Below are 17,031 nucleotides of genomic sequence, written 5' to 3'. Positions count from 1 at the left end.
ATATTTACCGATGGTGAGTGTCGCCAGCCGGTCGCTGAAAGTGGCGGACCTGGATCTGGAAACCATTACGTAAACCTACATAGAGGCTTTCCCCGGGAACGAGTCCCGCAGCGGTGGCCCAACGGGCCAAATCGTCCTGTTCAAAACCCAACCAGAGATCACCGCAGGCCTCCTTGGCCCAATTCTGGTTGTGGCTGCATAAATCCGTAACCAGCAGGCTACCGCCAGGGTGCAGCAACCCGGCCATTTGCTTGAGGGCGTCGGCCGGGGCGGCGAAATGGTGCAAGACCATGTTCAGCACCACGCAGTCGGCCCGCAGGCTGGTGTCATTGAGCGCGTCGGCCAACTGCAGGCTGACGTTGCCCAGTGCTTCGCGCTCGCACAGCTGGCGCGCCAGTTCGAGCATCGCCGGGCTGTTGTCCAGCGCCGTGACCTGTTGGAAGCGCCGCGCCAGTTCGGGCAGGAAACCGCCGTCGCCGGGGCCAACTTCCAGCGCCGTCGCCTCATCACTGAAGCTCAGCTTGTCCAGCAGCGCCAGTACGCTTTCGCGGTACTGGGGCAGGCCGGCAATCAGGTCCTGCTGGGCGCGAAACTTCTCGGCGACCCGTGAGAAAAAGTCCTGGCTGGCGGCAGCCCGTTGCCCGTGGACCTGGCCGATGCGCGACTGTACGTCGGTGGGCAGGCTCAAGTTATCCACTTCTTCGAGCAGGGCGGTATGCAGCTTGCCGCCCAGCAACTCGGTGTGGGGCAGGGCGCGGCGGTAGAAAATCGCATTGCCTTCGCGGCGGGTGGCCACCAGGTCGGCCTGGGCCAGTACCTTCAAATGGTGGCTCATGCCGGACTGGCCGATGGCGAAGATCTGTGCCAGTTCCAGTACGCCGAACGAGTCGTTGGCCAGTGCGCGCAATACGTTCAGGCGCAACGGATCACCAGCGGCCTTGCATAAGGCTGCCAGCTCTTCGCCGTCGTCGGGACGCAGGGAGGGCACAGGTAGGTTCATAAGGCCAGCAGTCTAGTGACGGGTGGAAATCCTCGCAAGGCCAATATCAAAAAGTTTTGATATTGATCGATAAGTGGCGGTTATAAGCAGCCGCTATAGCCTTTAGACGAACCGGTGACCGGTTTCTGCAGACGAATGCCGCCCAAAGCACAGGAAAAACACCCTCAAGTGACTATCTGTCATTGCCCGCAGGCGGTGGCTGAGGGAAAATGCCGGTCCTTTTTTCCGTTTCTTTTCAGCAAACCCCAGGAGATCAGCGATGCCCAGCCGTCGTGAGCGTGCCAACGCTATTCGTGCCCTCAGCATGGATGCCGTGCAAAAAGCCAACAGCGGCCATCCAGGTGCCCCAATGGGCATGGCGGATATCGCCGAGGTACTTTGGCGTGACTACCTGAAACACAACCCGAGCAACCCATCGTTTGCCGACCGTGACCGCTTCGTGCTGTCCAACGGCCACGGCTCGATGCTGATCTACTCGCTGCTGCACCTGACCGGCTACGACGTCACCATCGACGACCTCAAGAGCTTCCGCCAGCTGCACAGCCGCACCCCGGGCCACCCGGAATTCGGCTACACCCCAGGCGTCGAGACCACCACCGGTCCCCTGGGCCAAGGCCTGGCCAACGCCGTTGGTTTCGCGCTGGCTGAAAAAGTCTTGGGCGCGCAGTTCAACCGCCCTGGCCACGACATCGTCGACCACCACACCTACGTGTTCCTGGGTGATGGCTGCATGATGGAAGGTATTTCCCATGAAGTCGCTTCCCTGGCCGGCACCCTGGGCCTGGGCAAGCTGATTGCCTTCTACGATGACAACGGCATCTCCATCGACGGCGAAGTCGAAGGCTGGTTCACCGATGACACCCCTAAGCGTTTCGAAGCCTACAACTGGCAAGTGATCCGCAACGTCGACGGCCACGACCCGGAAGAGATCAAGACCGCCATCGACACCGCCCGCAAGAGCGAGCAGCCGACCCTGATCTGCTGCAAGACCACCATCGGTTTCGGTTCGCCGAACAAGCAAGGTAAAGAAGACTGCCACGGCGCCCCATTGGGTGACGCGGAAATCGCCCTGACCCGTGAAGCCCTGAAGTGGAACCATGGCCCGTTCGAAATCCCGGCTGATATCTACGCCGAGTGGAGCGCCAAGGAAAAAGGCCTGGCGACCGAAGCCGAGTGGGACCAGCGTTTCGCTGCCTACTCCGCTGAATTCCCAGAACTTGCCAACGAGCTGGTTCGCCGTCTTGCCGGTGACCTGCCTGCCGACTTCTCGGAAAAAGCCTCGGCCTACATCGCCGAAGTCGCAGCCAAGGGCGAGACCATCGCCAGCCGTAAAGCCAGCCAGAACACCCTGAACGCCTTTGGCCCGTTACTGCCTGAGATCCTCGGTGGTTCGGCTGACCTGGCCGGTTCCAACCTGACCCTGTGGAAAGGCTGCAAAGGTGTGTCGGCTGAAGACGCCAGCGGCAACTACATGTACTACGGTGTACGTGAGTTCGGCATGAGCGCCATCATGAACGGCGTTTCCCTGCACGGTGGCCTGGTGCCTTACGGCGCGACCTTCCTGATGTTCATGGAATACGCCCGTAACGCGGTACGTATGGCGGCGCTGATGAAGAAGCGTGTGATCCATGTGTACACCCACGACTCCATCGGCCTGGGCGAAGACGGCCCGACGCACCAGCCGGTCGAGCAACTGACCAGCCTGCGCACCACGCCGAACCTGGACACCTGGCGCCCAGCCGACGCGGTGGAATCCGCCGTGGCCTGGAAGCACGCCATCGAGCGCAAGGACGGCCCTTCGGCGCTGATCTTCTCGCGTCAGAACCTGCAACACCAAGTGCGTACCGACGCGCAGATCGCCGATATCAGCCGTGGTGGTTATGTGCTCAAGGACTGCGCGGGCGAGCCGGAGCTGATCCTGATCTCCACCGGTTCCGAAGTGGGCCTGACCGTTCAGGCCTACGACAAGCTGACGGAGCAAGGCCGCAAGGTGCGTGTTGTTTCGATGCCCTGCACCAGCGTGTTCGAAGCCCAGGACGCCGGCTACAAGCAATCGGTACTGCCACTGCAAGTCGGCGCGCGTATTGCCATCGAAGCGGCTCACGCCGACTACTGGTACAAGTACGTGGGCCTGGAAGGCCGCGTGATCGGCATGACCACCTACGGTGAGTCGGCGCCGGCGCCAGCATTGTTCGAAGAGTTCGGCTTCACCCTGGAAAACATCCTGGGTCAGGCTGAAGAGCTGCTGGAAGACTAAGTCAGTCTGCGTTGTCTGTACTGGCGCTATCGCGGGCAAGCCCGCTCCCACATTTGGATCGCGGTCTAATGTGGGAGCGGGCTTGCCCGCGATGGCGTCCGAACATTCAACACCGAACTAACCTTGATCGAGAACCCCATGCCTCAACCGCGTCCCTACAAAGTTGCACTCAACGGCTACGGCCGCATTGGTCGTTGCGTCTTGCGTGCTCTGTTCGAGCGAGGGGCGGCGGCCGGGTTTGAAATTGTGGCGATCAACGATCTGGCCGACATGGCCAGCATCGAATACCTGACACGCTTTGACTCCACCCATGGCCGGTTCCCAGGCGAAGTGCGGGTCGAGGGCGATTGTCTGCACATTAATGGCAACTGCGTGCAGGTGTTGCGCAGTGCCACCCCCGAAGGCATCGATTGGAAAGCACTGGGCGTCGACCTGGTGCTGGAGTGTTCCGGTGTCTATCACACCCGTGCCGATGGCCAGCGTTTTCTCGACGCCGGCGCGCCGCGTGTGCTGTTTTCCCAGCCGATGGCCAGCGAGGCGGATGTCGACGCCACCATCGTCTATGGCATCAACCAGGATTGCATGACCGGTGATGAGCTGCTGGTGTCCAACGCCTCCTGCACCACCAACTGCAGCGTGCCGCTGTTGCGTCTGCTGGATCAGGCGATCGGCCTGGATTACGTGTCGATCACCACGATTCACTCGGCGATGAACGACCAGCCGGTGATCGATGCCTATCACCATGAAGACCTGCGCCGTACGCGTTCGGCGTTCCAGTCCGTGATTCCGGTGTCCACCGGCCTGGCTCGCGGTATCGAAAGATTGTTACCGGAACTTGCCGGGCGAATCCAGGCCAAAGCCGTACGGGTGCCGACGGTGAACGTGTCCTGCCTGGACATCACCATGCAAACCGTCAGCGATACTGATGCGACGGAGGTCAACCGGATCCTGCGCGACGCCGCCACCAGCGGCCCGCTCAAAGGCTTATTGGCCTATACCGAGTTGCCCCACGCCAGTTGTGATTTCAACCATGACCCGCATTCGGCGATTGTCGATGCCAGCCAGACCCGCGTTTCCGGCCCGAGGCTGGTGAACATCCTGGCCTGGTTCGACAACGAATGGGGTTTTGCCAACCGCATGCTGGATGTTGCGGAACATTATCTGCACATCGCCTCTAAACAACCTCAACAGTAATTCAGGAACTGCGACCCATGACCGTGTTGAAGATGACCGACCTCGATCTGCAAGGTAAGCGCGTACTGATTCGCGAAGACCTCAACGTCCCCGTCAAGGACGGTGTTGTCGCCAGCGATGCGCGAATCCTGGCCTCGCTGCCGACCATCAAGCTGGCCCTGGAAAAAGGCGCGGCCGTCATGGTCTGCTCCCACCTGGGTCGTCCGACCGAAGGTGAGTTCTCCGCTGAAAACAGCCTTAAGCCCGTAGCCGATTACCTCAGCAAAGCCCTGGGCCGCGACGTGCCGCTGGTGGCTGACTACCTGGGTGGCGTCGACGTCAAAGCCGGCGACATCGTGCTGTTCGAGAATGTGCGCTTCAACAAGGGCGAGAAAAAGAACAGCGACGAACTGGCCCAGCAATACGCTGCGCTGTGCGACGTGTTCGTGATGGACGCCTTTGGTACTGCCCACCGCGCTGAAGGTTCGACCCACGGCGTGGCCAAGTTCGCCAAGGTTGCAGCTGCCGGCCCATTGCTGGCCGCTGAACTGGATGCACTGGGCAAGGCCCTGGGCGCTCCGGCCCAGCCGATGGCCGCCATCGTGGCTGGCTCCAAGGTGTCCACCAAGCTGGACGTGCTCAACAGCCTGAGCCAGATCTGCAACCAGTTGATCGTCGGCGGCGGCATCGCCAACACCTTTCTGGCCGCAGCCGGCCACCCGGTGGGCAAATCCCTGTACGAGCCGGACCTGCTGGACACTGCCCGCGCCATTGCCGCTAAAGTCAGCGTGCCGTTGCCGGTGGACGTGGTCGTCGCCAAGGAATTCGCCGAAAGCGCTGAAGCCACCGTCAAGCTGATCGCTGACGTGGCCGCCGACGACATGATCCTGGACATCGGCCCGCAAACCGCTGCCAATTTCGCCGAACTGCTGAAAGCCTCCCAGACCATCCTGTGGAACGGCCCAGTGGGCGTGTTCGAATTCGACCAGTTCGGCAACGGCACCAAAGTGCTGGCCAAGGCCATCGCTGAAAGCTCGGCATTCTCCATCGCGGGCGGTGGCGACACCCTGGCGGCCATCGATAAATATGGCGTTGCTGACCAGATCTCCTACATTTCTACCGGTGGCGGCGCATTCCTCGAGTTCGTCGAAGGCAAAGTACTGCCGGCCGTTGAAGTGCTGGAAACTCGAGCCAAAGGCTAAGGCTCGTGATCCGGAAAAGGAGTATTCCCATGATCAAGTCGTTGGCACTGGTGATCGCAGCGGGCCTGTTGGCCGGCTGCGGCAGCACGCCAAGCGCGGCCCCGGAGGCGGGTAACCCTGCGCCGGGGCAGCCGAAAAAAAGCTGCTACCAGGCGGACTGGCAGGCGGAGACCATGCCGGTGATCAACAAGCGCATCGGCAACGAGCGCTTGGAGAAATACGACGCCGCGCCCAACGGTCAGGAACAGGGTTGCCCTTGACGGGTCTGATCAACTGGCGGCTGTGGGCCGCCCTACGAGGATTGGCAATGAAAGGCGTTTTCGCCCTGGCAGCCCTGGCCCTGTTGGCCGGCTGCAGCAGCATGAACATGTTCACCAGCAAGGCCGAGCCTGCCGACAAGTGGACCACCTGGACCTGCGACAGCAAGGCTGAGGTCAACTGGCGCTTTGCTAATCAGGCTAAATCCGAGGTGGACGTACGCCTCGGCGGTTCCGACCAGGTTTATCGCCTTAAACAGGACGTCGCCGCTTCGGGCGTGCTGTACGCCAACGACCAATTGGCGTTTCACACAAAAGGTGAGGAAGGCCTGGTTTACTGGGTAGCCACCGACGATTTGATCGGCCGTGGTTGCAAAGCCCAGTAGTGGGATCAATGAAGATCAAATGTGGGAGCGGGCTTGCCCGCGATTGCGGTGGGTCAGCCACTGAAGATGTCGGGAGGTAAGTCGCCATCGCAGGCAAGCCAGCTCCCACATGATTCGGTTCCAGATTGGAATTTGAGTCGAGCCCAGTTGCAATAACGATTCAGCAGGCCAAGGCCCAACCCCTTGATCTGCAATAACTTGAATAGCAGCCCCCGCTACGGCAGGCTTGCACGATTAACGACCCTCGACCGGGAGAGACAACACAATGGCACTTATCAGCATGCGTCAAATGCTGGACCACGCAGCCGAGTTCGGCTACGGCGTCCCAGCCTTTAACGTCAACAACCTTGAGCAGATGCGCGCCATCATGGAAGCCGCTGACAAAACCGACTCCCCCGTGATCGTCCAGGCTTCGGCCGGTGCGCGCAAATACGCCGGCGCTCCGTTCCTGCGTCACCTGATCCTCGCGGCGATCGAAGAATTCCCGCACATCCCGGTGTGCATGCACCAGGACCACGGCACCAGCCCTGACGTGTGCCAGCGCTCCATCCAACTGGGCTTCAGCTCGGTCATGATGGACGGCTCCCTCGGCGAAGACGGCAAGACCCCAACCGACTACGAGTACAACGTACGCGTGACCCAACAAACCGTCGCCATGGCCCACGCCTGCGGCGTGTCGGTTGAAGGCGAGCTGGGCTGCCTGGGTTCGCTTGAAACCGGCATGGCCGGTGAAGAAGACGGCATCGGCGCCGAAGGCGTGCTGGATCACAGCCAAATGCTGACCGACCCGGAAGAAGCCGCTGACTTCGTGAAAAAGACCCAAGTCGACGCCCTGGCCATCGCCATCGGCACCAGCCACGGCGCCTACAAGTTCACCAAGCCACCGACCGGCGACGTGCTCGCCATCGACCGCATCAAGGAAATCCACAAACGCATCCCGAACACCCACCTGGTGATGCACGGTTCTTCCTCGGTCCCGCAAGAGTGGCTGGCGATCATCAACCAGTACGGTGGCGACATCAAAGAAACCTACGGCGTACCGGTTGAAGAAATCGTCGAAGGCATCAAGTACGGCGTGCGCAAGGTCAACATCGATACCGACCTGCGCCTGGCGTCCACTGGTGCGATGCGTCGCCTGATGGCCACCAACCCGAGCGAGTTTGATCCGCGTAAGTTCTTTGGTGCGACTGTGACGGCAATGCGTGACGTGTGTATCGCGCGTTATGAAGCGTTTGGTACTGCGGGTAATGCTTCGAAGATCAAGCCGATCTCGTTGGAAGCGATGTACCAGCGTTACCTCAAAGGTGAGTTGAACGCTAAGGTGAATTGAGCCTTAGACGTTTAAAAAGAGAAGCCCGCAGTGATGCGGGCTTTTTTGTGCCTGCCTTTGTAGGAGCTGGCTTGCCGGCGATCGTGGGCTACCAGTTAACATACCTGTGACTGACACGCCGCCATCGCCGGCAAGCCGGCTCCTACAGGTATTGAGGCCGCTTTCACTCGTGATCAATATCTAATTTGGCAAACGTCACCCGCGCGCCCTCCTTGCTGTTCCCGCTATTGTCCTGCACATACACCCCCGCCTTGAAATACAACTGCTTGGCGCCCCAGGCTGCACCAATACGCTCATTCCACTCCCCGTCGGCGGCATACACACTGAGCAGTCCGGCTTTGTTCAGGTTGATCACGTAAGTGAAGCTTTTCTCCAACGGCACATTCGACGCCACGATGATCACCCGCCCTTCGTCCTCATCCGGGCGCATGCGCACTTTGGCGACGATTTTGCCGGTCTGGGTCTTTTCCTTGAACTGGTACTCCAATTTGATCAGCGGCTTCTGGCTGTCATAGGCATGGATCTGGCCAATGACGACCTTGCCGGTGGAGGGCACTTGATTGACCGCCAAGGTGGCGCGCAGGAAGTTGTCGGCATCCGGGTAGGTCCAGTTGCGCAGGCGCCCATCGGCGTAGGTCTCGCGCAGTTCACTGCGGGGGTAGATGGCGTTCTCGGTGCGGCTGCCGGTCACCGGGGTCCAGAATTGCACGTTGCTGCCTTCGGCCTGGAAATACTGGTCTTTGAAGCCGCTGAGCAGTTTCGGGGTGTCGATGGTCGCCGGGGGCGAGCCGACCGGAATGCTCAGGTTCCAGGTAGAGAGGTCGATCATGGCGTTGGCCTTTTACAGAGGGTGAAAGCTTTAGCCCGGGGGCTCACAGGTTCTTTATAGGCGCTGGCGGCTCACTTGTTAAACGGTCGATGGCGATTTATTGGCGTCAACGGAATGCCAAAAAGCCATGTTTCCCGTGAATCGGGGCTTGCAGGGGCTGACCGTTAGTCGGCTTCCTGAGCTTTGGATCAATGATGGCACCCGTGTCACTTCTGATTTTCGGGAACCGGGGCTAGAGTGAGGCCTCAGCGTTTGTCCGGTTTTTCTCTCAGAAATGACCGGAAGCTCCCCAAGGAAGAGACGTAGCATGGATGGCGCCCCACACCACGGCGATGGCGGTTCGGTTCTTCTGGTGGTCGATGACTACCCGGAAAACCTGATCAGCATGCGCGCGCTTTTGCACCGGGAAGACTGGCAGGTCGTCACCGCCAGCTCCGGGGTGGAGGCGTTGGAGTTGCTACTGGCGCACGAAGTCGACTTGGTACTGCTGGATGTGATGATGCCCGGCATGGACGGCTTTGAAGTCGCACGGTTGATGCGCGGCAGCCAGCGCACGCGCATGACGCCAATCATTTTCCTCAGTGCCCATGCGCAATCACCGTCTGCGGTACTGGAAGGCTATGCCAGCGGCGCCATCGACTACCTGCTCAAACCCTTCGACCCCAATATTCTCAAGCCCAAGGTCCAGGCTTTGCTGGAGCACCAGCGCAACCGCCGCGCGCTGCAACGCCTGAGCCATGACCTGGAATCCGCCCGCGCCTTTAATGCCTCGGTGTTGGACAACGCCGCCGAAGGCATCCTGGTGGTGAGTGAAGAGGGCGTGATCGAGTACGCCAACCCGGCGATCTCGCGCCTGCTCAACGCGACGCTCCAGGAGCTGCAAGGTCGGGAGTTCCTGGGCTTCCTGCAAAAACCCCATGTGCCCGTGTGGCTGGAGTCGCAGATGATGGCCGGGTACCGCAAGGGCGAGACCTGGCGTTTGCACGACGCCATTTTGCGTACCGATCGCGGCCAGCAGGTGCCGGTGGCCATGTCTTGTGCATCGCTACCGGCCGAGCGCAAGGCAATGGTAGTGACGGTGTTGGACATGTCTGAGGTGCGTCACCTGCACCAGCAACTGGAGTTCCAGGCGGTCACCGACCCGCTGACCGGGCTGTTGAACCGTCGAGGGTTCTACCAGGCGGTGGAAAACACCTTGTTACGCAGCGAGCGGAGCGAACAGTCCCTGGTCTTGCTGTACCTGGACCTCGATGGTTTCAAGCGGGTCAATGATTCGCTGGGCCATGACGCCGGTGACCGGGTGCTGCGCTGGGTTTCGGAGCAGTTGCAAAGCTGCCTGCGCTCTTATGATGTGCTGGGGCGCATGGGCGGCGACGAATTCACCGCGTTGCTGGAGCTTGAGTTCCCTGAGCAGGCGGCCAAGATTGCGGAAAAACTGATCGAACGGGTGTCGGTGTGCCAGCAGGTTGAGGGGCTGGACGTGATGCTTGGGGTCAGTATTGGCATCGCCACGTTCCCGGATTGCGGCTCGGACTTGAACGGCCTGCTGCGGGCCGCTGACATTGCCATGTACGAAGCCAAACGGGCGGGGCGTCAGCAGTATCGCTATTACGATCAGGAAATGAACGGCCGCGCCCGTTCGCGCCTGATGCTTGAAGACAGTGTGCGCACGGCCATCCAGAACAAAGACTTTACCCTGGTGTATCAGCCGCAGGTGTCACTGGAGGATGGGCGTTTGCGCGGCGTCGAAGCGCTGTTGCGCTGGCAGCACCCCAGCGTCGGCGATGTCCCGCCCGGGCTGTTCCTGCCGCTGCTGGAAGAGGCGCGTCTGATCAGCCAGCTCAGTGCGTGGATCTACCAGCAGGTCGCAGCCCAGCGCCAGGCCTGGCAAGCCAGCTTTGACAGCGAGCTGGTGCTGAGCGTGAGCCTGAGCAGCAGCCAGTTCAACATGCCCAACCTGGCCAACCAACTGCAGCAGGTGCTCGAACGACATGGGTTGCAGGGTCGGCAGCTGGAGGTGGAAATCAGTGAAGACAGCCTGATGAGTAACCTTGAAGAGTCGACCAAGCAGCTGCGGCTGCTGCGCCAGATCGGCGTGCGGATCGCCTTGGATGACTTCGGTTGCGGCCACTGTTCCCTGGCCCATTTGCGCGACCTGGAGTTCGATACCCTCAAGCTGGACCCGCGCCTGGTGGCGCGCCTGCCGGCCTCGGCGCGGGATGCGGCGTTGGCGCGCAGCATTATTGAGCTGTGTGGGCATTTTGATGTGCTGGTGGTGGCCGAGGGGGTCGAGACGCTGGAGCAATCCCAGTGGCTCAAGGCCAACGGTTGTCCATTTATCCAGGGGCCGCTGGCGGCGCAACCGCTGATGGCAGAGGAAGTGGCGGGCTGGTCGTCCCCGCGCTTACGCTGAATTCGCTACACTGGCGCCCATTCCAACCCTGTTGCAGACCCCATGACCGTCCTGAAATACCTCCAGGCCTATCCCGCCGCGCTCCAGGAGCAGGTGCGCCAGCTGATCGCCAAGGACCAGTTGGGTGACTACCTGGAAAAACGCTACCCCGAGCGCCACGCCGTGCAGAGCGACAAGGCCCTGTACGCCTATGCGCTGGCCTTGAAGCAGGAACACCTGCGCAACGCGCCGGCCATCGACAAAGTACTGTTTGACAACCGCCTGGACCTGACCCACCGCGCCCTCGGCCTGCACACCACGATTTCACGGGTGCAGGGCGGCAATCTGAAAGCCAAGAAGGAGATTCGCATCGCCTCGCTGTTCAAAGAGGCCGCGCCGGAATTCTTGCGCATGATCGTGGTGCACGAACTGGCGCACTTCAAGGAATCGGACCACAACAAGGCGTTCTACAAACTCTGCGACTACATGATGCCGGGCTACCATCAGGTGGAATTCGACCTGCGGGTGTACCTCACGTATCGCGACCTGCAGGGCAAACCCTGACCGCACAAGGCGACCACCATGGATGTGAGCAAGACCAAGAGCAGCTTCTACCGCCGCCTGTACGTGGCCTACCTGATCGACAGCGGGCTGGCCAGCAGCGTGCCTGCGCTGACCGACGTGACCGGCATGCCCCGGCGCACGGCGCAGGACACCATTGCGGCGTTGGCCGACCTGGATATCGTGTGTGAGTTCGAACAGGAAGACGGCGCCCGCAACCATGCAGGGCACTATCGGATTCGCAGCTGGGGGGCGATTGATCGGGGGTGGATTGAGGGGAATCTGGCTTCGGTGAAGCAGGTGTTGGGGTATCCCTGAAGCTCGGTGTTGACCGTACTGGCGCCATCGCTGGCAAGCCAGCTCCTACATTGGATCGGATTTGCACGGTCAACATGTGGGAGCTGGCTTGCCTGCGAAGAGGCCCTCAGTCGCGCCGCATACCAATATGTGGAATATCATCCTCAAGGTATTCCTCACCCGCCACCACAAACCCATACCGCCCGTAATACCCCTGCAAATGCGCCTGGGCTGACAAGAAAATCGGCGTCTCGGGCCAGATATCCTCAATACGCTTGAGGCTCTCTTCCATCATCCGATGCCCCAGCCCCGTACCGCGTGCCACGGGCGCGACGATCACCCGGCCAATCACCACGTCACCGCCCTGGGACTCCGGGTCCAGCAGGCGCAGGTAGGCCACCAGCTCGTCGTTCTGCCACGCCATCAAGTGGTGGGTGTCGCCCGAGAGGTCTTGCCCGTCGAGGTCCTGGTAAACGCATTTCTGCTCCACGACGAAAACCTCGTTACGCAGGCGCAGGATGGCGTACAGCTGGTCCTTGCCCAGGTCATCGTGGTGTTTGCAGACCCATTCGACTGTCATGGTGTGCTCTCTTATCAAGTGTCTGTGCCGATAGTAAGCGCGGCGGGCGGCGCTGTCTAAATCTGGCATTTTTGTGAATGGCGTCAATTTGCCATCATTCTGTGCATTCGCCGCTGACTTCTTTGTGTAATCTGCAATGCAGTCTCATTGATGAGCTACTGTTAGAACCTCAGGTTGAGCCTGAGCTCAGGCCAACGCCTGCCCGCCAAGGACTTTGAGCATGCCGCGATTTTCTCGTGCCGTTGCTTTGATAGGAATGTTGCTGCTGGCGACACCGGCGCTCGCACAGCGTCTGCGCCTGGTAGCGGATGCCTGGCCTCCCTTTACCGATGCCACCTTGATCAATGGCGGCCTGGCCACCGACATCGTCACCACGGCCCTGGCGCGTGCGGGGTATGCCAGCGACTTCGAGCAGGTACCCTGGGCCCGCGCGCTGATGGGCGTGGGAGACGGGCGTTACGACGTGCTGGTCAATGCCTGGTACGACGATGCCCGCACGCAACTGGGGCAGTTTTCCGGCGAATACCTGCTCAATCGCGTGCGTTTCATCAAGCGCCGCGACGACCCCATCGACTACCAGAACCTGGAGCAACTGCACGACGAATCCATTGCCGTGGTGCGCGGCTATGCCTACTCGCCAGCGTTCGACCAGGACACCCAATTGCAGAAAGTACCGGTGCATAACTTCGCCATGGCCGTGCGCATGCTGGCGGCGCAGCGTGTGCGGCTGACGGTGGAAGATGAGTACGTGGCCCGTTACTACCTGGCGCGGGAGTCACCGCGTGTGCGCAATGCGGTGGAGTTCTTGCCCAAGCCCCTGACCGAAAACAGCCTGCACATCCTGGTGAGCCTGAAGAACCCGCAGCATGAGCAGATCGTGGCCAGCTTCGACCGGGAAATTGCCAAGATGAAGGTCGATGGCAGCTATGAGCGGTTGATGAAAGAGCACGGTATGTAGGCGGCTTTAGGGCCCCATCGCAGGCAAGCCAGCTCCCACATTTTGAATTGCGAATACCTTCAACTGTGGGAGCTGGCTTGCCTGCGATAGCGATCTAAGCCTCGCTGGTATCCTTGATCAAATGCGCCGCCAACGTCCGCAAAGGCCCCAACTGCCGACAGATCAACGCCAGTTGCGTCTGCACCAACCGCTGCCCTTCATCGATCTCATCCGGCATCTGCTCAAGGTCCGCCGCCAGGGCCTCTTCCGCATCACTCTGAATCGCAATCGGCTGCTTGTTCGCAAGCCCGGTGGCGATTTCATCAATACTCGCCGCCAGCGAATTACCGGCGCCGCCGATCAAATGCTCGCGCACTTCGGCCGGCAATTGGGTTTCCCGGTGTGCGCCCAAGCCAGACAAATAACTCAGCAAGGTGTGGGACAACACCAGGAACCGGAAGCCCACATCGGCTTCCTTCCGGAAATGCCCCGGCTCCATCAGCATGTTGGCCAGGGTGGTCGACAGCGCGGCATCGGCGTTGTGCGCGTTACGCCGGGCCAGGCGATAGGCCAGGTCGTCGCTCTTGCCGGCGGCGTATTGCTGCATGATTTGCCGCAGGTAGATGCTGTTGCACGTCAGGGTATTGGCCAGCACCTTGTTCAGGCGGCGGCCCTGCCAGTCCGGCAGGAACAGGAACACCGCCAGGCCGGCAATCAGGCTGCCCAGCAAGGTATCGAACAGCCGTGGCAGGAACAGCCCGTAGCCATCACCCACCTGGTTGAAGCAGAACAGCACCATCAAGGTGATCGCCGCCGTGGCCAGGGTGTAGCGGGTGGTACGGTTGATAAAGAACACCAGGCCGGCGGCAATGGCGAACAACGATTGCACCAGCGGGCTCGGGAACAGGTCGAACAGCGCCCAGGCCACGGTCAGGCCGATGGCGGTGCCGACGATCCGCTGGCCAAGCTTGCGCCGGGTGGCGCCGTAGTTGGGCTGGCACACGAACAGGGTGGTGAGGATGATCCAGTAGCCCTGGGACGGGTGGATCAAATGCACCATGCCGTAGCCGACACTCAGCGCCAGCGGCAGGCGCAACGCGTGACGGAACAGCAACGAGGTTGGCGTGAGCTGGGTGCGCAGGCGCGTCCACATTTCCTTGAGGTTGCGCGGCGCACGGTCGAGCAGGCTGCTGTCGGTGGCATCGGCCAGGGAATCGGGGTTGCTCGCATCGCCCAGCAGGCGGTCGAGGGTGGACAGGTTGGCGGCCAGGGCACGCAAGGAGCGCAGCAGCCCGCGCCAGGCCGGGTTGCTCTGGATGCGCAGGTGCTCCAGGGAGGCGTTCAGGTCGCCCAGGGCTTCGGCAAAACTGTCGTCATAGATGAACGGCTGGCGCAGTTGGATCGACTCGGCCAGGGTCTGGCAGGCCTTGCCTTGCTGGCGCAACAGGCGCTGGCAGCGGAACAGCACATCGCTATGGAAGAAGGCCTCGGCCAGGGCGTTGTAGGGGTAGTGGGACGAACTGGCGCGTTCGTGGATGTCCTGGGCCAGGAAGTACAGCTTCAGGTAGCGGCTGACCTTCGAGCCTGGGCGACCATTGCCCACGCGGTGCAGGATGATTTCCTTCGCCGCGTTCAATGCTGCGACCACGCGGCCGTTTTGCTGGGCCAGTTCCAGGCGGCGTGCTTCCACATCCAACTGGCGGATCGGCTCGAACAACGACGACTTGAGTTTGAGGTAACGCCCCAGCTCGCGGAACAACCGCGCCAGGCTCTGTTGCACCGGCTGGTTGGAAAACAGTGCCTGCCACAACACCGACAGCACGCCGTACCAGGCGGCGCCGGCCACCAGCAGCAAGGGCTCGTGCCAGAAGTCGGTTACCGCGCCGCCGCGCTGGTCCACGCCGATCATGGTGTACACCGACAGGATCAGCGTCGCCGAGGCAATTGCGCCATAGCGTTCGCCCAAGGCACCGAGCATGGTCAGGCAGAAACTGGCCAGGGCCAGGGCGATCGCGAAGATCCAGGGGTAGGGGAACAGCAGCTCCACCGACAGCGCGGCGATGCTGAAACACACCAGCGTCACCGCCAGGGCGTTGAGGCGGCCTTGCCAGCTGTCATCGGTCTCGGCCAGAGCGCTGGCGATAATCCCCAGGAACAGCGGGATCAGCAGTGTCATTTCATCCTGATACCAGCACAGCGCCATGCTGCCGGTGAGGGCGATGAATACCCGAACGCTGTAACTGAATTTATCCAGCGCCCACAGGCGCCGCATGGACTGCTTGAACGAGGTCGATGACATGAAGTCTGGAGTCTTCCGGGACGATGCCGCTAAATTGAGCCAGTAATGACGCCACGGCAAGCGTGGCGATCACATCTAACAGCAAAATTTTCTCGTTCACCACAAAACCAATGTGGGAGCTGGCTTGCCTGCGATAGCAGTGGTGAATTCACTACAGCCATCGCAGGCAAGCCAGCTCCCACAGGGGATAGCATTTCAAGGTTAAGCCGTGTCAGGCGTACTGCGCCGCCGCATAGCCCGAAGCCCAGGCCCACTGGAAGTTGAAACCACCCAGGTGACCGGTCACATCCAGCACTTCCCCAATAAAGTACAGGCCCGGGCTTTTCAGCGACTCCATGGTCTTGGACGACACTTCCCGCGTGTCCACGCCGCCTAGCGTGACTTCCGCGGTGCGATAACCCTCGGTGCCCGCAGGCACCAACTGCCAGCTGCCGAGTTTTTGCGCGATGTCGGCGATTTCGGCGTGGGTGTACTGCTTCATCGGCTTGGAGGCAAACCAGGTTTCGGCCAGCAGGTTAGCCATCTTCTTGGTGAAGATCTCGCCCAGCAGGGTTTTCAGTTCGCTGTTCGGGCGCTCGACCTGTTGCTGTTGCAGCCAGGTGTGGGCGTCGTGGTCGGGCAGCAGGTTGATCTCGACCGTATCGCCGCTTTCCCAATACGAAGAAATCTGCAAAATCGCCGGCCCACTCAGGCCACGGTGAGTAAACAGGATGTTCTCGCGAAAGCTCTGATCGTTGCAGCTCACCAGGCAATCCACCGAAGTGCCAGACAGCTCGCCACACAACTCCTTGAGCTGGTCGGTGATGGTGAACGGCACCAACCCGGCGCGGGTCGGCAGCAGTTCATGGCCGAACTGCTTGGCCACCTGGTAGCCGAAGCCGGTGGCGCCAAGTGTCGGAATCGACAGGCCACCGGTGGCGATCACCAGGGATTCGCAGCGCAGTTCGCCCAAGGTGGTCTGCAACTGATAGCCGCCGTCGACCTTGCCGATTTCCTGGATCGAGGTGTCCAGGTGCAGGTTCACGCCGACCTGGATGCACTCGTCCAGCAGCATGCCGAGGATGTCACTGGACTTGTTGTCGCAGAACAGCTGGCCGAGCTTCTTCTCGTGGTACGGCACGCCGTGCTTGGCCACCAGCCCGATGAAGTCCCACTGGGTATAGCGGGCCAGGGCGGATTTACAGAAGTGCGCGTTCTGGGACAGGAAGTTGGCCGGCTCGGTGTACATATTGGTGAAGTTGCAGCGACCACCACCGGACATCAGGATCTTCTTGCCGGCCTTGTTCGCATGGTCGATCAACATCACCTTGCGCCCACGCCCGGCAGCGGTCAGCGCGCACATCAAGCCTGCGGCGCCGGCGCCAATGATCACAACTTCGGTCGAGCGCAAAGCAATGTCCTCACAAAAACTTAATATGAAATGCAATCAAATGTGGGAGCTGGCTTGTGTGGGAGCCGGGCTTGCCCGCGATAGGATCACCTCGGTATGTCAGGTACACCGAGGTGATGCTATCGCAGGCAAGCCAGCTCC

The 17,031-nt window shown here is 60.9% G+C and carries 15 protein-coding genes; 10 read left to right on the top strand and 5 right to left on the bottom strand.

Annotated features, from left to right (window positions below):
* Window positions 1-4 precede the first annotated feature (4 nt).
* The gene (locus AC07OV_RS10630; protein ID WP_495092189.1) at window positions 5-1,000 is read right to left on the bottom strand and encodes an ArsR/SmtB family transcription factor; all 996 of its coding nucleotides are present in this window, start codon (window positions 998-1,000) and stop codon (window positions 5-7) included.
* A 259-nt stretch (window positions 1,001-1,259) separates the two neighbouring features.
* Here AC07OV_RS10630 and tkt point away from each other — a divergent pair, with 259 nt between their 5' ends.
* The 6 genes from tkt (at window position 1,260) to fba (ending at window position 7,605) form a co-directional block, all read left to right on the top strand.
* Window positions 1,260-3,257, top strand: coding sequence for a transketolase (gene tkt, locus AC07OV_RS10625; RefSeq protein WP_176996717.1), 1,998 nt, complete (start codon window positions 1,260-1,262; stop codon window positions 3,255-3,257).
* 138 nt (window positions 3,258-3,395) lie between these two features.
* Window positions 3,396-4,451, top strand: a complete 1,056-nt coding sequence (gene epd / locus AC07OV_RS10620) for an erythrose-4-phosphate dehydrogenase (RefSeq protein WP_494996196.1) — start codon at window positions 3,396-3,398, stop codon at window positions 4,449-4,451.
* A 17-nt stretch (window positions 4,452-4,468) separates the two neighbouring features.
* On the top strand, window positions 4,469-5,632 hold the full coding sequence (locus tag AC07OV_RS10615; RefSeq protein ID WP_010207155.1) for a phosphoglycerate kinase: 1,164 nt from the start codon (window positions 4,469-4,471) through the stop codon (window positions 5,630-5,632).
* A gap of 29 nt (window positions 5,633-5,661) precedes the next feature.
* Window positions 5,662-5,892 (top strand): hypothetical protein, encoded by a 231-nt coding sequence (locus AC07OV_RS10610; protein ID WP_176996715.1) that lies wholly within the window; start codon window positions 5,662-5,664, stop codon window positions 5,890-5,892.
* A gap of 47 nt (window positions 5,893-5,939) precedes the next feature.
* A complete protein-coding gene (locus tag AC07OV_RS10605; RefSeq protein ID WP_159958049.1) occupies window positions 5,940-6,275 on the top strand; it encodes an MliC family protein in 336 nt (111 codons plus the stop codon).
* Between the two features lie 265 nt (window positions 6,276-6,540).
* Entirely contained in the window at window positions 6,541-7,605 is a 1,065-nt protein-coding gene (gene fba, locus AC07OV_RS10600; protein WP_003177554.1) for a class II fructose-bisphosphate aldolase, read from the top strand.
* A gap of 163 nt (window positions 7,606-7,768) precedes the next feature.
* Here the strand turns inward: fba and AC07OV_RS10595 are convergent, their stop codons facing one another.
* On the bottom strand, window positions 7,769-8,434 hold the full coding sequence (locus AC07OV_RS10595) for a polysaccharide lyase family 7 protein (RefSeq protein WP_495092188.1): 666 nt from the start codon (window positions 8,432-8,434) through the stop codon (window positions 7,769-7,771).
* A gap of 307 nt (window positions 8,435-8,741) precedes the next feature.
* On the opposite strand from AC07OV_RS10595, the gene AC07OV_RS10590 reads away from it, so the two are divergent.
* The 3 genes from AC07OV_RS10590 to AC07OV_RS10580 are packed head-to-tail and all read left to right on the top strand — an operon-like array spanning window position 8,742 to window position 11,705.
* Window positions 8,742-10,847 (top strand): putative bifunctional diguanylate cyclase/phosphodiesterase, encoded by a 2,106-nt coding sequence (locus tag AC07OV_RS10590; RefSeq protein ID WP_495092187.1) that lies wholly within the window; start codon window positions 8,742-8,744, stop codon window positions 10,845-10,847.
* Window positions 10,848-10,889: 42 nt separating this feature from the next.
* Window positions 10,890-11,390: a M48 metallopeptidase family protein gene (locus tag AC07OV_RS10585; RefSeq protein WP_176996707.1), complete on the top strand. Its 501-nt coding sequence runs from the start codon at window positions 10,890-10,892 to the stop codon at window positions 11,388-11,390.
* An 18-nt stretch (window positions 11,391-11,408) separates the two neighbouring features.
* Window positions 11,409-11,705: a winged helix-turn-helix domain-containing protein gene (locus tag AC07OV_RS10580; RefSeq protein WP_495092186.1), complete on the top strand. Its 297-nt coding sequence runs from the start codon at window positions 11,409-11,411 to the stop codon at window positions 11,703-11,705.
* 106 nt (window positions 11,706-11,811) lie between these two features.
* On the opposite strand, the gene AC07OV_RS10575 is transcribed toward AC07OV_RS10580, so the two are convergent.
* Window positions 11,812-12,264: a GNAT family N-acetyltransferase gene (locus AC07OV_RS10575; protein WP_494997288.1), complete on the bottom strand. Its 453-nt coding sequence runs from the start codon at window positions 12,262-12,264 to the stop codon at window positions 11,812-11,814.
* A 220-nt stretch (window positions 12,265-12,484) separates the two neighbouring features.
* Here AC07OV_RS10575 and AC07OV_RS10570 point away from each other — a divergent pair, with 220 nt between their 5' ends.
* The gene (locus AC07OV_RS10570; protein ID WP_176996704.1) at window positions 12,485-13,222 is read left to right on the top strand and encodes a substrate-binding periplasmic protein; all 738 of its coding nucleotides are present in this window, start codon (window positions 12,485-12,487) and stop codon (window positions 13,220-13,222) included.
* Window positions 13,223-13,316: 94 nt separating this feature from the next.
* Here AC07OV_RS10570 and yccS read toward each other — a convergent pair whose 3' ends face one another.
* A complete protein-coding gene (gene yccS, locus AC07OV_RS10565) occupies window positions 13,317-15,500 on the bottom strand; it encodes a YccS family putative transporter (protein WP_494997289.1) in 2,184 nt (727 codons plus the stop codon).
* Between the two features lie 211 nt (window positions 15,501-15,711).
* On the bottom strand, window positions 15,712-16,890 hold the full coding sequence (locus tag AC07OV_RS10560; protein WP_495092185.1) for a BaiN/RdsA family NAD(P)/FAD-dependent oxidoreductase: 1,179 nt from the start codon (window positions 16,888-16,890) through the stop codon (window positions 15,712-15,714).
* Window positions 16,891-17,031: the final 141 nt, after the last annotated feature.

The sequence above is a fragment of the Pseudomonas sp. GW821-FHT09A09 genome (genome assembly GCF_059418405.1).
This window is presented reverse-complemented; position numbering and strand designations above follow the sequence as displayed.

Bases quoted from the DNA above. Each gene is read 5' to 3' on its own strand.
- epd (WP_494996196.1), top strand. From the start codon at position 3,396: ATGCCTCAACCGCGTCCCTACAAAGTTGCACTCAACGGCTACGGCCGC.
- AC07OV_RS10575 (WP_494997288.1), bottom strand. From the start codon at position 12,264: ATGACAGTCGAATGGGTCTGCAAACACCACGATGACCTGGGCAAGGAC.
- yccS (WP_494997289.1), bottom strand. From the start codon at position 15,500: ATGTCATCGACCTCGTTCAAGCAGTCCATGCGGCGCCTGTGGGCGCTG.
- AC07OV_RS10570 (WP_176996704.1), top strand. From the start codon at position 12,485: ATGCCGCGATTTTCTCGTGCCGTTGCTTTGATAGGAATGTTGCTGCTG.
- AC07OV_RS10605 (WP_159958049.1), top strand. From the start codon at position 5,940: ATGAAAGGCGTTTTCGCCCTGGCAGCCCTGGCCCTGTTGGCCGGCTGC.
- AC07OV_RS10585 (WP_176996707.1), top strand. From the start codon at position 10,890: ATGACCGTCCTGAAATACCTCCAGGCCTATCCCGCCGCGCTCCAGGAG.
- AC07OV_RS10580 (WP_495092186.1), top strand. From the start codon at position 11,409: ATGGATGTGAGCAAGACCAAGAGCAGCTTCTACCGCCGCCTGTACGTG.
- AC07OV_RS10630 (WP_495092189.1), bottom strand. From the start codon at position 1,000: ATGAACCTACCTGTGCCCTCCCTGCGTCCCGACGACGGCGAAGAGCTG.
- AC07OV_RS10610 (WP_176996715.1), top strand. From the start codon at position 5,662: ATGATCAAGTCGTTGGCACTGGTGATCGCAGCGGGCCTGTTGGCCGGC.
- fba (WP_003177554.1), top strand. From the start codon at position 6,541: ATGGCACTTATCAGCATGCGTCAAATGCTGGACCACGCAGCCGAGTTC.
- AC07OV_RS10595 (WP_495092188.1), bottom strand. From the start codon at position 8,434: ATGATCGACCTCTCTACCTGGAACCTGAGCATTCCGGTCGGCTCGCCC.
- AC07OV_RS10590 (WP_495092187.1), top strand. From the start codon at position 8,742: ATGGATGGCGCCCCACACCACGGCGATGGCGGTTCGGTTCTTCTGGTG.
- tkt (WP_176996717.1), top strand. From the start codon at position 1,260: ATGCCCAGCCGTCGTGAGCGTGCCAACGCTATTCGTGCCCTCAGCATG.
- AC07OV_RS10615 (WP_010207155.1), top strand. From the start codon at position 4,469: ATGACCGTGTTGAAGATGACCGACCTCGATCTGCAAGGTAAGCGCGTA.